Origin of the sequence: Stieleria maiorica (assembly GCF_008035925.1) — a bacterium.
Classification (GTDB): domain Bacteria; phylum Planctomycetota; class Planctomycetia; order Pirellulales; family Pirellulaceae; genus Stieleria; species Stieleria maiorica.
On the sequence record NZ_CP036264.1, the window covers coordinates 7,221,124 to 7,236,005 of the forward strand.

Genomic DNA, 14,882 nt, shown 5'->3' on the forward strand with positions numbered 1-14,882 from the left:
AGTGGACGCTACAGGTCGCTGAAGTAGCTTCGGCAGGCGCGTTCCAGATACTCCGGGCGAATGCCCAAGGGCAGCTGTCGGTAGCGGCAAAAGGCTTCGATCTGTTTCAACAGATCGCGCGGGTGACAGCGCCGTGGTTTGCGTGATTTGGTCTGGTAGTACGACAGCATGTATTCGGCGGCTTCGGGCGTTTCCGGGAATCCCATCTGACGCGAGACCGTTCTCATCAATTGCCGGTATTCTTCCGGCCCCGGATCTCCCACAAAGATCTTGTAGGGAACGCGTCTCAGAAAGGCTTCGTCGACCAGGTCGCCCGGATCCAGGTTGGTCGAAAAGATCAACAGCTGCTCGAACGGCAATTGGATTTTCTTGCCGGTGGGCAGCGTCAGGAAGTCGCATCGATTCTCCAACGGAACGATCCAGCGGTTGAGCAGCTCTTCGGGGGCGATCCGTTGACGACCGAAGTCATCGATCAACAGACAACCGCAATTGCTTTTCATCTGCAACGGCGCTTCGCAGATGTTGCTGCGTTCGTCGTGTCGCACCTCCAGGTTCTCCATCACCAGTTCGCCGCCGACCATCACCGTCGGGCGTTGGATGCGAAGCCAGCGCCGATCCCATTCTTGGGCTTTCAGGATTTGTGCGGCCGTTTCCGGGACCGGGGCGGGCCGATGAAACGCGTCGTCTTGCAGTTTGATCAGGTTGCCGTCATCAAGAATCGCGTGCGGAATCCAAATCTCTTGGCCCAGACACTGCGTCAGACAGCGGGCGATTGTCGTTTTTCCGTTGCCGGGTTCGCCGAACAGAAACAACCCGGTGTTGCTGTTGATCGCCGGTCCGATGAAGTCCAACAGGTCCTGTTGATAGGAGATCTCCGAGAGCGCCTGACGCAGTTGGTCTTGCGTGACCGGCTCCAGCCCCGCCGATTGGGCTTCGACACTGAGCACATAATCCGACAGCGGGACCGGCGCCGGGCCGACGTAGCTGCACTGTTTCATCTGGTTGCCGGCGCGGGTCTGGCCGAGTTCGGTCAACGAGTAATAGTAATCGTTGAACGGAGCCGGACGCACGTGCGCGATCAGCTTGCGGGTCCGCATCGAATCGAGCAACGGATCGGTCACTTTGAAGGGCAGACCGATGAATTCGGACAGGCTGCGACCGCTGATGGTGCCGATGCTGAGCACGGACTTGAGAATCAGGCCTTCGACAAACGAATCGCTCAGCCCGGTTTCGGAAAGCGATTGGGTCTCGGCCGGCCAAAACGTATCGTCGGTCAGCAGGCTGCCTAGCAGGCCCGAATCAACAGCATGGGTCTCATGGATTGCGGCGTTCATACCGAATGTGCGGATTGAGTGTGGTGAGTGTGATGCGAAATTGCGTGGGGATGCATCGGCGTCTTCCAGGAACTTGCCGGCGGGGGGATCGCGGGGCGTTTCCTGTAGGACGGTTGACTGAAAACTAGCTCACCAATAACCCGCGTCACGTGCGAAACGAGGGCTCGTGCTCGGTCACAGCTCGGTTTTCGGCTAGTGGACGAGGCGACGAGTCCATTCGGAGTGCCGGTTGTGAGGACTCCTTGCGTCGTCCACTACGGCTCATCGGCCCCTTTTCGCGAATCGCCCCCGCCGGGGGCCCGGGGGATTGGATCCCTCCCAAGATTTCTGCCGCCGAACAAGATTTCTGACGCCGAACAGCGGGGGGGACGAAAATGCGACCTACAGTTTTGCTGAAACCGATGTCTCTCGGGTGATCTCGGTCCATCGGCAGATCGGCCAATCACGCCCCACTTTCATCCGACGCCTTCATCCGCCCATTACCCCATGACCTCGCTCGACACTTCCGCACTCGACCGGCTCTGCCACAGCACCGTGGTTGGGAGCGACGTTTGGTTCTTGTCCGGGGCTCTTGAACCTCGGGACAATCTGCGTCACCTGCCGATCGACGAGCCGGAGTTCACGATCGGTCGAAAACCGGGGTCGTCGCTGAAGTTGAATTTCAAAACCGTCAGCGGGCGACACGCCATCCTGTCGCCCCACGATGGCAAATTGCGGCTGACCGATCTGAACAGCACCAACGGGACGTATGTCAACGGCGAACGCATTCAAGGTGAAGTCACGGTCGATGAAGAAGACCTGATTCACTTCGCCGAGGCGCCCTTTCGAGTGCTTCGGCAATCGCCGACCGGACAATCCGCCGGAACGATCGCACGCAACGTCTGTGACGAAGCGTTGGCGCTGGTGCAGTTCGATCGCATGATGAGCGAAAAACTGGTGCGACCGCACTTCCAGGTGATCGTCGAAGTTGAAAGCCGAAACGTCGTCGGCCACGAAATCCTGGGACGCGGCAGCGTGTTCGGACTCGAATCGGTCGCGGCCATGTTTCACGCCGCCAGCCAGCTGAATCTGGAAGTCGAACTCAGTCAGCTGTTGCGTTGGGAAGGTGTTCGCGTCGGACGCGACCTGCCCACCCGCCCCAATCTGTTCGTCAACACCCATCCCAAGGAAATGGAGGATGCCGGCAAGCTGATCGATTCGCTGGTCAAGGTCCGCCAGATGTCGGGCAACACCGATTTGGTGTTGGAGATCCACGAGGCCAGTGTCACCAACCGTCAGGTCATGCGTGAACTTTCCGCCGCCGTGAAAGACCTGGAGATCGAACTGGCGTTCGATGATTTCGGCTCCGGCCAGGCACGGCTGGCAGAACTGATCGAAGCACGTCCCGATTACGTCAAATTCGATATTTCGCTGATCCATGCGATCGATCACGCCGACGAACCCCGCCATCGCATGCTCGAAACGCTCGTGCAAATGGTCCGCGATCTGGAGATCAAGGCGCTGGCCGAAGGGATCGAGACGTCCAGCGAAGCGGATGCCTGTCAAGCGATCGGGTTTGATCTCGCGCAAGGCTATTTCTACGGCCGCCCGACACCGTTGTAGCGCCTTCGTCGGCATTCCTACGATGGTCTCGTTCCCGGGCTCCAGCCTGGGAACGAAATACTCTTGAGGCTCCGCCTCGGGGATCACGCGGCGTCTGTGGCGGGAGCCACATCGGCATTGCGTTCCAAGGCAGGAGCCTTGGAACGAGGCTCAAGGCCCATTCGACGGCGGCCCGACAGCGCGCAGTAGTGCCTTTGCTGGCAACTCTTCTCTGTGGCGAATCTTTGCCGGTTGTAACAGTTCATCCGTCTACAACCGCCGACGACACCCTGGAAACGCCGAAAGGACAGGGATCATCGTTGCAACCTGTCCGATCATCACTACGGCAATCAACCTCATGACGGATGGCCCCGTCCCAAGTTGACGCCGCAATCGGACGGTACGGAGACGGAAGACCTATGAACACAATCGAGCGGAAACGGATGACGCGACGCAATCGACAACGCGCGATGCTGCTGGGCATCGGACTCTCGGCCGTCGCGTCGACGGCCGGTGCGGGGACGCACGGGAATCCGTATTTCCCCGCCGCAGAGTCGTCTCAAACCGTCACCGTCGTCAGTAACACCACCGATGCGGCCGAGCCGAGTGGGCGCGGCCCGGTGTCGACGACGGTTTCGGTCCCACGTCGGTTACCCCCGGTGAATTCCCCGGTGAATTCCCCGGTGAATTCCCCGGTGAATTCCCCGGCTGTCCTGGAATCCGAGCCCGAATTGCCAGCGGTGACCACACCGCCCAAGCGGCGGCACGCGATCCCGGCCACCGCGGCGCTTCCGCAAGTGCCGGTCCACGACACGGAATCGTCACGCTGGTTGCAGTCGATCACTCCCCAATCTTGCCTGGACCGCGCCGCACGCCATCTGGACGACGCCTACCGCGAATACTCCGTCGGGGCTTGGTCGTCGGCGGAATCATCGGCATGGACGGCATTGGAGTTGACGGCGACGGGGATCGACATCGCCGATTCGCAAAACGCCGCGCCGGGACAATCGATCACGGCCGCCGCGGACATGCGAGTCGCTCGGACGGCGATCGGAGAGGCCAGGGATTTTGTGGCGGCGGGGGCGGCGGTCGATGTCGAGATGATTGCGGCGATCGCGTCCTCGCATCAAACGCCTGCGACGGCTGGGATGTCGCCCAACGGATTAACACCTCCCCAGCTAGCCGATCGCTACTTGGATTTTGCACGCGTGAAACTGGCGCCTCTGGCTGCCCGCCAGGTCCAAGCGGCCCAGGCGATGGATTTGATCGCCGCGATCCAACTGGGACGCAACGAAACGAATTGGTTGCCCGAAGAAACGGCGCTCTGTCTCCGCCGCGCCGCGCTCCAGGGCCAGCCTTCCAACGCCAGTTTGGCGACGCGTCTGGGCATGCAGCTGGCCGACATGGGGCTGGACGCCGAAGCACAATGGACGCTGCGCCATGCGATGACACTCGCACCGACCGCAGAGGTCGCCTCGGCGCTGGACGCCGTGATGGCGCGCGGGAAGCCTGCCGTCGGCGGCGTCTCGCCCGACCAACCGAGCACTCAACCGGGCATCCAACCGACCGTGCCGGTCGTCGCGGAACAACGACTGCCCCAGGTGATCGAACTGTCGCCGGCCCAGTTCGCATCCATCTCTCCGGCGGTCAACACGCTGGTCCGTCCCGCGGCAGAGGTTCCAAACCAACGCCAACCGGCGGCGGTCCAACCGGCCGTGCCCGTCGAGACGAAGCCTGAAAAGAGCGCGAAGAAAGCGTCGCGATTCATCCCGGCGTCGTTGGCCGGGTTTCGGCTGCCGTTGATCGGGGCGAAAGCGAATCCGACCGAAGATCCGGCGATGGATCCCCGACAAGACGAACCCACGGTGGATCCAGCCTTCTCGGTCGATGAATTCCAACCCTACGACGCATCCACCGCAGCCTCGCCCACCGCCTCAACCGATCAGCAGGGCTCCGCGATGAAACGGTTCCTCGGCAAGTTTCCGAGATTGTGGTAATGCGACGCCGTTCCAGGATCGCTCGCCGCGATCCAATCGATCACGCTCAATGTCATTCGTGTAAGCGAGATTTTGCCATGCAGTCTCAATCATCCTCTCGACTGAACCTCGCTTCGGCGTGGATCGCCGCCGTCGCGATGGCCGGTTGCGTGTTCGCTTGCACGATCGCTTCGGCCCAAGTTGCCGTCTCTCCGCCGCCCAGTGCCACAGCGGCCAGTGCCACAGCGGCCAGTGCCACAGCGCCCAGTGCCACAGCGGCTGGTGTCCCGGCGGCTGGCGGCGTCAGGATGCCGGAGACCGATTGTGGATGTCGAAATGTTCCGGGTGGCTACCCCTGCAAAAGCGGATGTCCCAAGTGCATGATGGCGGTCGATTGTCAGGATCATTGCGGAGCGGAAGGGCGTTGGCGTGACATGCAACCGATGCCGTTTGACGCCTATGGTCCGGGTGGCTACGCCGGTCCCTCGCGGTATGCGCATTTGGGCGAGTATCGCCTGCGGCCCGGTGATCAGTTGCAAGTCATTTACCTGATCACGCGTCGTCAAGATCAAGGCGACTATCGGTTGGCCCCCGGTGACGAAGTGCTGATCGAATCGGTCGCCGATCAGGATTTGCAACGTGGTACACTCGACCGCGGACTGGAGATCCAACCCGATGGGACGATCACGGTTCGGTTGCTAGGGCAGGTCCATGCCGCGGGACTGTCGATCAGTCAGCTCCGCGACGTGCTGGAACAGAAGTACAAGAAACTTTATGACGAACCGTCGATCGATGTCACGCCGGTTCGTACCAACCGTTTGGCCGAAGACATTCGAAACGCCGTGGGCGGTCAGAGCGGATTGCAACAACAGGCGCTCACGGTCACGGTGATGCCGGACGGAAAGATTCGGCTGCCCGGAATCGGTGGGTTGTGCGTTCAGGGGTTCTCGCTTCCGGAACTCAAGAAAGAGATCAACTTGCGCTATCGCGAATTGGTCGTCGGATTGGAAGCCGAACCGATCCTGACGCAGCAAGCCAATCATTTCGTCTATGTGCTCGGTGAAGTCGCAACGCCGAACCGGATTCAATTGGAAGGACCGACCACGGTGCTCGGCGCGATCGCGCGTGCCGGCGGTCATCTGCCCGGCGGCAACATGCGGCAAGTCGTCGTGTTGCGACGGGCCGAGGATTGGCGACTGGTGTCCACGATGTTGGATTTGCAAGGGGCGGTGTTGGGCAAGCGGCCGACACCGGCCGACGAGATCTGGCTGCGAGACAGCGACGTGGTGATCGTGCCCCAACGTCCGATCGTGCGTCTGGACAATTGGATCGAACAGATCTTCACCCGCGGCATCTACGCCGCGATCCCACCGCTGAACATCGAAGTGCGGTAGGGATGTCGTGTGGATAATGAACTTACGACAGCTCCCTTCTCCCCCGGCTTTGCGGGGGAGAAGGGTTGGGGATGAGGGGGCCGGCGGTCTGTCCAAAGCCACACAATGAGTCGCAGACGGCGCGGGTGTTCGGCCCCTCTGGCCAAGACAGACCGCGGTCATTGTCGTCGGGCGATCAAAATCGTTCGCGAGATCTGTTTGAGGGACATGTAGAGCCATGTCCTCGATTGCGATCCCAACCTTTATTGCTCCATGCCCTCGGCATCGCATTGGACTGACGCGATCAACATCGTAAAACAAGCGGTGCACGAATTGAGCACTCGAAAGAAAAAGCGGACACAAATGGTTGACACGGACTTCGATTATGACCTTTTCGTCATCGGGACCGGCCCGGGGGGCGAGGGGGCGGCGATGCAGGCTCGAAAAGGCGGTCTGCGGGTCGGAATCGCTGAACGATACCGTCAGATCGGTGGCGGATGCACGCACTGGGGGACGATTCCCAGCAAGGCCTTGCGGTACACGATCACCAACACGATGAACGTATTGAAGAATCCGGTGTTTCGCGAATTGGGCATAAACACCAGTCCGACGATGGAACAATTGCGCCGGGGCACGGCGGAAATCATCGCCAAACAGGTGACGATGCGTCAGTCGTTTTATGACCGCAACAGCGTCCCGATCCATTTCGGCCACGCGCGTTTCGTCGATGATCACACCGTCGCGATCGAGAACGGCGAAACGATCCGCAGTAAGGCGTTCGTGATTTCGACCGGTGCGCGACCCTATCGGCCGCCGGAAGTCGATTTCGACCACCCGCGGATCTTCGACAGCGACACGGTTTTGGGGCTCGCGGAGAAACCCAGTTCGATCACCATTTACGGCGCCGGAGTGGTCGGAACCGAATATGCCTCGATGTTTCGAAACATCGGCGTCAAGGTCAACCTGGTCAACACCCGTGGCAAGTTGCTGGAATTCTTGGACGATGAAATCGTCGACGCCTTGTCCTATCACTTGCGTGATCAAGGTGTCGTGATTCGTCACAATGAAACGTTCGAACGCATCGAAGGCCACGACGATGGTGTCGTCTTGCACTTGCAAAGTGGCAAACAGATCAAGACAGACGTCCTGTTGTGGGCCAACGGACGCACGGGAAACACCGATGATCTGGGGCTGGAGAACATCGGCTTGGTGCCCAACGGACGTGGCCAATTGGAAGTCGACGATCAATTCCAAACCGCCAAGGAGCACATCTATGCCGTCGGCGACGTGATCGGCTATCCCTCGCTGGCCAGTGCCGCGTACACCCAAGGCCGCGCGGCCGGGATGCACGTCCTGGGGCGAAAAGATGGTAACTTGCGAGTCAATGATCTGCCGACGGGAATTTACACCAGCCCCGAAATCAGTTCCGTCGGCCAGACCGAACGGGAATTGACCGAAGCCTGCGTGCCTTACGAAGTCGGCCAAAGTCAGTTCAAAAGCTTGGCCCGCGCCCAGATCATGGGGACCACCGTCGGGATGCTCAAGATCCTGTTCCATCGTGAAACGTTAAAGATCTTGGGCGTGCACTGCTTCGGCGCCAACGCGTCGGAAATCGTTCACATCGGCCAAGCGGTGATGGATTCGAACGACCTGAACCTGGAATACTTTATCGAAACGACGTTCAACTATCCGACGATGGCCGAAGCCTACCGCGTCGCGGCGCTGAACGGGTACAACCGGCTGTTTTGACGCACCGGTGATGGTCGACGACCGCCGCTTCGGTTCCGGGTCGCGGAACTCGCCAAGAGTTTCGCACCGGCGTGGCGACGCCGCATGCGGGGGCCGAAAGCCTTGGCGGCTTCCGCTACGGGCGCGGAACCCGCAAACCGAATTGTGGTCGTCTGCTTGTGGTCTACCCTAGGCTCGGTTTCGGGTAAGACTGGACAGTCGCCGCATTCTCCGAACTCGGCGCACGCGATAAAGCGAAGCTTTGCCTCACGCCGAGTTCGGAGAACGCGGCGACCCGCGGCCAACGCCTAGCCCGATCGCGACTTGAGCGCATACAATGAACTCTCCGGCCGCGTTCAGGTGCTGCCGCCGGTGATCCGAGAGACGTCTGCCAATGGACTTTGAATGACCAGAACATCCGTTCCAGCGATGACGTCTTTGCCGCGTGGACGATCGCACCCGCCGATGAGCGAGGTGGAAAACTCCGACGCAAGCGATCCGTATCATTCCGGGGGGAAACGCCGCGCCGTATTGGCCTGGCTGTTGATCGCCGCGCTGCTCGGGGGTGGGGGGCTGTTGATCGCGCTCTCCTCCGGAGCATTTCGGCGGGGTGTGGTCGCGGTGGAGAGCCCGACGCGTGGTGCGATTCCCGATCGTTACGACGCCGATCGGTCGATGTCGTATCTGCAACAATTGTGTGACCTCGGACCGCGACCGTCCGGCAGCGCCGCGATGGTACGTCAGCAGCGACTGTTAGAGGAGTTCTTCGGCCAGCGTGGTGCGACGGTGACTCGCCAGGTGTTTGAAACGCGCGATCCACGTGACGGTTCGGCACTGACGATGGTCAATCTGATCGCGTCCTGGCATCCCGAACGCCCCAAACGTTTTCTGTTCTGTGCCCACTATGACACCCGCCCCTACCCGGATCGGGATCGACACAATCCGCGGGGCGTGTTCATCGGAGCAAATGACGGGGCCAGCGGTACCGCGGGATTGATGGAATTGGCCAATCAGCTGGATGATCTGCCCCCTGATGTCGGCGTCGATCTGGTGTTGTTTGACGGCGAGGAGTATATCTGGCAGCGCGACGGTGGGCGGTACTTTATCGGTTCGACCTACTTTGCCGAACAATACAAGAACGATCCGCCGGCGGTGCCCTACACCGCCGGGGTCTTGTTTGACATGATCGGTGACAAAGAGTTGAAGCTGTACTATGAAGCCAACAGCATCCGCTACGCGAAGTCGGTGGCGCGATCGTTTTGGAAAAAGGCGGATCAACTGGGGGTCGAGGCCTTTGTGATGCGGACGCGTCACGACCTCCGCGACGATCACTTGCCGCTGAACCAGATCGCCAGGATTCCGACGATCGATGTCATCGATTTCGACTACCCGCGTCCTGGGATCGGCGCTCCGTCGTATTGGCATACCGAGCAAGACGTGCCGGAAAACTGTAGCGGCCAGTCGATCGCGGCGGTCGTCTGGGTCGCGCACCAGTGGCTCGTCGCGCAAAGTTCTGCGACCACCGATCCGACTCGATAGGAGTACTTGCGATGTTCGCCGGAGGATTGTTGCTGGGCGTCACGTTGTTGTTTTTTGCGATCTGGCTGCAGTGGACCGAACACCACGGTTGGCCTCACGACACGTTTGACGGCGACGATGACATCGAGTATCGCCGGCGACGCAAGAAGTCGCGTCTGTTGGTGAACGTCTTGATCGGGATTTGCGGTGCGTTGATCTTGGCGGCCACGTTTGCGGGTGTCGGCGTCGTCTATTTGGCGGCTTGGTCGATCGTCACGTTGACCTTGGTGGTGATCGTGATCCTTGCGGGTTTGGATGCGTTCCGAACGCACCGCCATCACCAAGATAAAATCCGCCGCATGCGAAAGCGGGCACTGGATGACTAGCTGGACGGATCCGTGACCTTTGTAAATACCACCTTATTGATCGCGCTGGCCGCCGTCGGGATCCCGATCGCGTTGCACCTGATCGCGCGGAAAGAACCCAGGCAGGTGGTGTTTCCGTCGGTGCGGTTGCTGACACAGCGATTCGAAACCAACCGCAGCAAGGTCCGCGTGCGGCGCTGGTGGTTGTTGGCGTTACGCATCGCCGCCTTCGCCGTTCTCGCGCTCGCGTTGGCACGCCCGGTGATCGCCGGGACGCTCTCGATGACCTGGTCGACCATCGGGATCCTATCGCTCGCGGGGATCGCGTTATTGGCGATGGCTTCGGTCGCTGCGGGCAAGCCGAACCAAAAACACTTGGTCTGGGCGCTGTTGGGCGCTGCCGGATTCGTCCTGGTCGCCGCGCTTGGCTGGGCCGGCTACACCCTGGCCAGCGGCACCAAACCCCAGATCGATGACGCGACGCCGGTTGCCTTGGCGATCGTCGTTGACAATGCACCTCTGTCGGCTTGGCGTTCGGCGGAGGAAACCCAACTGAACCGGCTCCGTGACGCCGCCAAGCAACTGATCTTGGCGGCCACCCGGGAAAGCCGCATCGCCGTCATTGATCGCTCGAGCGCCCCCGCCGCATTTTCGCTTGACGTGACCGGGGCATTGTCCAAGACCGACGCCCTACAGGCCCTGGAGGTCGTCCAGTCGCTGGAGTCGCGGGTCGAAGCGGCGGCCCGATTGCTGCAAACCAGCGAGATACCGTCACGGCAACTGGTGGTCTTAAGCGGATTGGCCGAGTCGAGTTTCTCCGCCGAGTCGCCGGAATCGTCGATGGCCGCGCTGCTGGAGTCGTCGGACATTCGCGTGACCGTTTGGGACATGGGCGGCTACGTCGGTTCGAATCGATCTGTTTCGTTGCCGACACTTTCGGATACCTCTCCCGCCCCCGAAACATCGATTGCGGTCGCCGCCGTGTTGTCGCTCGGCGGCGTGGATGCGACTCTGGGAGGAACCGATGCCGAGGTTTCGGAGTCGGGGCAGGACAATGAACCAAGTCCATCAGCCACACCGTCGGGGCGATCGCTGAACGTCACCGCCGAATGTGTGTTGTATCCCAGCAGCCCCGCGATGCCGGTGGTGCGCGACGGAGAGATTGTTCGTCCCCCGGCCAAACCGGTCGACCGATTGAGTGTGACGTTGCAACCGGGCCGTGACGTGGAATTGCAGATGACGTTGCCGCCGCTTTCCGTCGGTTTGCACCACGGGGCGATCCGTTTGATCGGCGAGGATGCGTTGGCGATCGACGATGCGAGTTACTTTAGCGTCGCCGTGTTGCCGCCGAGTCGATTGTTGTTGATCGGCGATCAGGCGGAGGAAGCGGAGGAGATCGCCTGGGCAGTGTCGGCTCCGGCGCCGATCGACGACCCGTCATCACAGTATGCGATCGAGCGGATCGGCTACGACGATCTGGCTGCATCACGAATGACAGATTTCGACGGCGTGATCTTGCTTGACCCGCCCGAGAGCGCGCTCGGTGAACCGGAACTGACTCGATACCGTGATCGGGGCGGCAGCGTGTTTGTGGCTGTCGGCGATCGGTTGGGACAAGGGCAGGTCGCCGTCGATGGTTGGCCACTGTTTCGTCGACGCTGGCGTGTTCCCGATCCGGGGACCTTTCTGGAAATCTCCGCCGTCTCGCATCCCGCATTGGTCACGCTGGCCAACACGCCCGGCGGGGTACCGTTTCAAGATTTCCGCATCCACCAGTACTGGCAGCTCGCATCCTCCAGCCGAACGCAGGTGTTGATGCGCTACGCCGGCACCGAGCATGCGGCGTTGGTCCAGTGGGCTTCGGAAGCAATTGGCAATGACCAGGGTTCCGCTGACCTGACATCGGGCACGCGAGCGGGGCGGATCCTGGTGCTGACCACTCCGATCCCAGCCATCGCGCCGCCATCGTCGACCTGGAACCAATTGTTTCAATCCGACGAGTATTGGCCGGCGTTTTCGTTGGTCCGCGACGTGACCCGTTACGTGACCGGACGCAGCGCCGAATCCTGGACGACGCAGGTCGGTGCCCCGGTTTCGATCCCTATCCGTCATCAAGCCGCAACCGGAGCGGACGGAAACCCGCGCCGATTGCAATGGTTTCCACCGGTCGGGGCGACGCCGGTTCCGATCAATCTTCCCCCCGGCAACTCATCCGAAGGGGACCTGGCATCGCGAATCGTGGTCGGGCAACCGAAACACAGCGGCGTGCACTGGATTCGCGGCGACGAAACCGGACTCGGCTTCACCGCCAACTTGCAACGCGAGAAGTTGTCGACCACGCGTTTGGATTCCGACCGATTGGAACGCCTGTTTGGTCCCGATCAGTTGCGGCAAATCGATTCGCTCGAAGAGATGGATTGGACGGCCACCGATGGCACCCAAGTCGTTTCGTTGTGGTCCCCCATCATGCTGTTGGCGCTGCTGGTTTTCATGCTGGAACAGGTTTTGGGCAATCGCTTCTATCGTCGCTCTGCTGCGACAACGTCCGGATCCGCGGTTCGGAGATCGGCGGCATGACGCGATTCACCCTGGAACCGCTGTATGGATCGCTTTGGGTGGCACTGGCGGCGGCCGCGGCCGTCGTCGCGGTCATCGCGTTGGTCACGCCGCCGACCGAGGATCCGTCCAAGCGAAAGTGGTTGATCTTGCTGCGGTCGCTGGCCGGCATCGTGCTGTTGATCGCCGCAATGCGACCGACGTTGGTTCGCACCGACAACCGTCCCGCCGCGGCGACGCTGGTGGTCGCGGTCGATACCTCACGCAGCATGTCGCTGCCCGACGGTGACGGGACGGATCGATGGGCCAGCCAAAAGACGGCGCTGCGAAAGCTGTTCGCGGAAGTCGGCCGGCTGGATGACATGCTGGACGTCCACCTGATCCGCTATGATTCCATCTCCGAATCGGTCGCGCAGGCACAAGAGCGAGACGCAATCGCAAGACTGGCCGACCGTTTGGATTCGATGCAGCCACTCGGCGACGAAACCAATCTCGGGTTGGCGATGCAGGGGGCGATCGACGCGTCGGCGGGTAAACCGATGGCCGGTGTGGTCCTGTTGGGTGACGGGACTCAAACCGCGGTCGGTGGTGCGGAGCGTCAGGCCGCTGATCAAAGTACTGCCGCCCGCCGCGGTGCCGAAGTGCTTGATGCGCTTGCCGTTCCGCTGTGGACGGTCCCGATCGGACCGCCCAGCACCGACGCTTCGGCACGTGACGTCGCACTGACCAACTTGCCGGACAGCTTCCAACTGTTCGCCGGAAACCAATTTGAAGTTTCCGTGACCGTGCAGGCGAACGGTTTGGCCCGCCGACAAATCCCGGTCGCCGTTTCGTGGATCGCCGCCGATGGAACCAAGACCGAAGCGCGGTCGCGACAGATCGATCCGAGTGGGGCGCGGGAAACGCTCGCGCTGACGATTCCGATGACCGCACCCGATCCGGGGCTGTATCGTTTGCAAGTCCAAGCAGCGACCCAGGAAGGCGAATGGGTGACCAGCAACAACACCCAAACCGCCTTCGTCGACGTCCGCGAAGGCGGCGGCCGCATTTTGATTCTGGAAGGTCCCGGCCGACCGGAACAAACGTTTCTGCGCCGTTCACTGCGCCGATTTCCTGATTTGGAACTCGACTACGCGCCGATCCGGGGCGACCGGACCTGGCCGGTTTCGTTGGACGCCGTTTTAAAACCCGGACGCTACGACATCTTCATCATCGGCGACCTCGATTCCAATGCCTTGGGAAACGCCCAACTGGAGGAACTGGCCGCACGGGTCAGCGACGGCGCCGGCCTGATCACGCTCGGCGGACTGCAGACCTACGGGACCGGTGGTTACGGTGACGGGAAACTGGTCGACGTGCTGCCGATCAAGATGGATCCCTCGCGACGCCGCCCGCCGACACGCGGAGTGATGACTCCGGCGGAGCGAGCGGCACGTTCCGATTCTCAACTCCCCGGGCCGATCAAAGTGCAATTTGCACGTCGCCATCCGATCGTCGATCTCGGCGGACCGAATCCGGCAGCGGTTTGGGATTCGTTGCCGGAGCTTCGCGGTGCGAATCGGTTGGTCGGCGCCAAGGTTGCCGCCGGCGTGCAAACGTTGCTGGAAACCGAAGATAAAGAACCACTGTTGGTGATCGGCAGCTACGGCAAGGGACGGGTGGCGTCGTTGGCGATCGACGAGACGTACCGTTGGTGGCGGGCAGGCAAAGCGGAGGTCCATCAACGGTTTTGGCGTCAGTTGATGTTGTGGTTGATGTCGCGTGAAGAATCCGGTGGCGACCGCTTGATCGCCGAGATGGACGTGCGCCGTTTTGAATCTGACAGTAGGCCCGAGTTTCGCGCCCGGCTATTAAGCGTCGGTGATGTCGTCGACGACGTCACGTTATCTGCAGTGGTGGTCGACGAACAGGGCAAGGAAACACCGCTGGATGTCACGGCGACGGCCGGCGGCCAGCCCCGAATCAGCGGACAGATCCCCGAACTGGAACCGGGTTTCTACAAACTTGTCGTCCGCGCCGACGGTGATGCCTCCGTCGAGCCGGATGAAGTCGCCTTTCAAGTCACCGAAACCAGTCGCGAACTGGCACGCCCGATGGCCGACCCGGTTTACATGAAACAGCTAGCCGACCTGACCGCCGACCACGGTGGAGCGTCATTCGATCCGCAACAGATCGACGCCTTGATCGAGACGATTGCCGCGAAACGACGCAGTGCCGAGACACCCGTGATTGAAAAGAATCGCTTAGGCGACGGCCCCGGCAGCGGTTGGTTGGTGTTCACCCTGTTCGCCGGCGCGCTGAGCGTGGAATGGTTTCTACGAAGACGATGGGGAATGGTCTAGCTGGTATTGGGCTTTAGCCGCCCACTATCGCTGCGAAGCGGCGACCGGGGATCGCCTAAAGACTAAACACCAACGCTTATGCCTGTGCCGTTCGTACCTGCACCCTTTT

General features: G+C 61.2%; 9 protein-coding genes. 8 read left to right on the forward strand and 1 reads right to left on the reverse strand.

Annotated elements, in window-relative coordinates; all coding sequences use genetic code 11:
* Positions 1-8: 8 nt before the first annotated feature.
* The gene (locus Mal15_RS24510; protein WP_147870162.1) at positions 9-1,334 is read right to left on the reverse strand and encodes an ATP-binding protein; all 1,326 of its coding nucleotides are present in this window, start codon (positions 1,332-1,334) and stop codon (positions 9-11) included.
* Positions 1,335-1,820: 486 nt separating this feature from the next.
* Between Mal15_RS24510 and Mal15_RS24515 the strand changes: the two genes are divergently transcribed.
* The 8 genes from Mal15_RS24515 (at position 1,821) to Mal15_RS24550 (ending at position 14,773) form a co-directional block, all read left to right on the forward strand.
* Positions 1,821-2,936: an EAL domain-containing protein gene (locus Mal15_RS24515; RefSeq protein WP_147870163.1), complete on the forward strand. Its 1,116-nt coding sequence runs from the start codon at positions 1,821-1,823 to the stop codon at positions 2,934-2,936.
* Between the two features lie 398 nt (positions 2,937-3,334).
* A complete protein-coding gene (locus tag Mal15_RS24520) occupies positions 3,335-4,912 on the forward strand; it encodes a hypothetical protein (RefSeq protein WP_147870164.1) in 1,578 nt (525 codons plus the stop codon).
* 77 nt (positions 4,913-4,989) lie between these two features.
* Positions 4,990-6,285 carry a polysaccharide biosynthesis/export family protein gene (locus Mal15_RS24525; RefSeq protein WP_233903001.1) on the forward strand — a complete coding sequence of 432 codons (1,296 nt, stop codon included), beginning with the start codon at positions 4,990-4,992 and terminating at the stop codon, positions 6,283-6,285.
* Between the two features lie 252 nt (positions 6,286-6,537).
* Entirely contained in the window at positions 6,538-8,013 is a 1,476-nt protein-coding gene (sthA, locus tag Mal15_RS24530) for a Si-specific NAD(P)(+) transhydrogenase (RefSeq protein ID WP_147870165.1), read from the forward strand.
* Positions 8,014-8,397: 384 nt separating this feature from the next.
* Positions 8,398-9,531: a M28 family peptidase gene (locus Mal15_RS24535; RefSeq protein WP_233903002.1), complete on the forward strand. Its 1,134-nt coding sequence runs from the start codon at positions 8,398-8,400 to the stop codon at positions 9,529-9,531.
* 11 nt (positions 9,532-9,542) lie between these two features.
* Positions 9,543-9,896 (forward strand): hypothetical protein, encoded by a 354-nt coding sequence (locus tag Mal15_RS24540; RefSeq protein ID WP_147870166.1) that lies wholly within the window; start codon positions 9,543-9,545, stop codon positions 9,894-9,896.
* Positions 9,897-9,908: 12 nt separating this feature from the next.
* Complete coding sequence (locus tag Mal15_RS24545; RefSeq protein ID WP_167547022.1) at positions 9,909-12,452, forward strand: BatA domain-containing protein; 2,544 nt, start codon at positions 9,909-9,911, stop codon at positions 12,450-12,452.
* Positions 12,449-14,773, forward strand: coding sequence for a VWA domain-containing protein (locus Mal15_RS24550; RefSeq protein WP_167547023.1), 2,325 nt, complete (start codon positions 12,449-12,451; stop codon positions 14,771-14,773). Before Mal15_RS24545 ends, Mal15_RS24550 begins: the two co-directional genes overlap by 4 nt.
* Positions 14,774-14,882 lie beyond the last annotated feature (109 nt).

Bases quoted from the DNA above. Each gene is read 5' to 3' on its own strand.
- Mal15_RS24510 (WP_147870162.1), bottom strand. From the start codon at position 1,334: ATGAACGCCGCAATCCATGAGACCCATGCTGTTGATTCGGGCCTGCTA.
- Mal15_RS24515 (WP_147870163.1), top strand. From the start codon at position 1,821: ATGACCTCGCTCGACACTTCCGCACTCGACCGGCTCTGCCACAGCACC.
- Mal15_RS24520 (WP_147870164.1), top strand. From the start codon at position 3,335: ATGAACACAATCGAGCGGAAACGGATGACGCGACGCAATCGACAACGC.
- Mal15_RS24525 (WP_233903001.1), top strand. From the start codon at position 4,990: ATGCAGTCTCAATCATCCTCTCGACTGAACCTCGCTTCGGCGTGGATC.
- sthA (WP_147870165.1), top strand. From the start codon at position 6,538: ATGCCCTCGGCATCGCATTGGACTGACGCGATCAACATCGTAAAACAA.
- Mal15_RS24535 (WP_233903002.1), top strand. From the start codon at position 8,398: ATGACCAGAACATCCGTTCCAGCGATGACGTCTTTGCCGCGTGGACGA.
- Mal15_RS24540 (WP_147870166.1), top strand. From the start codon at position 9,543: ATGTTCGCCGGAGGATTGTTGCTGGGCGTCACGTTGTTGTTTTTTGCG.
- Mal15_RS24550 (WP_167547023.1), top strand. From the start codon at position 12,449: ATGACGCGATTCACCCTGGAACCGCTGTATGGATCGCTTTGGGTGGCA.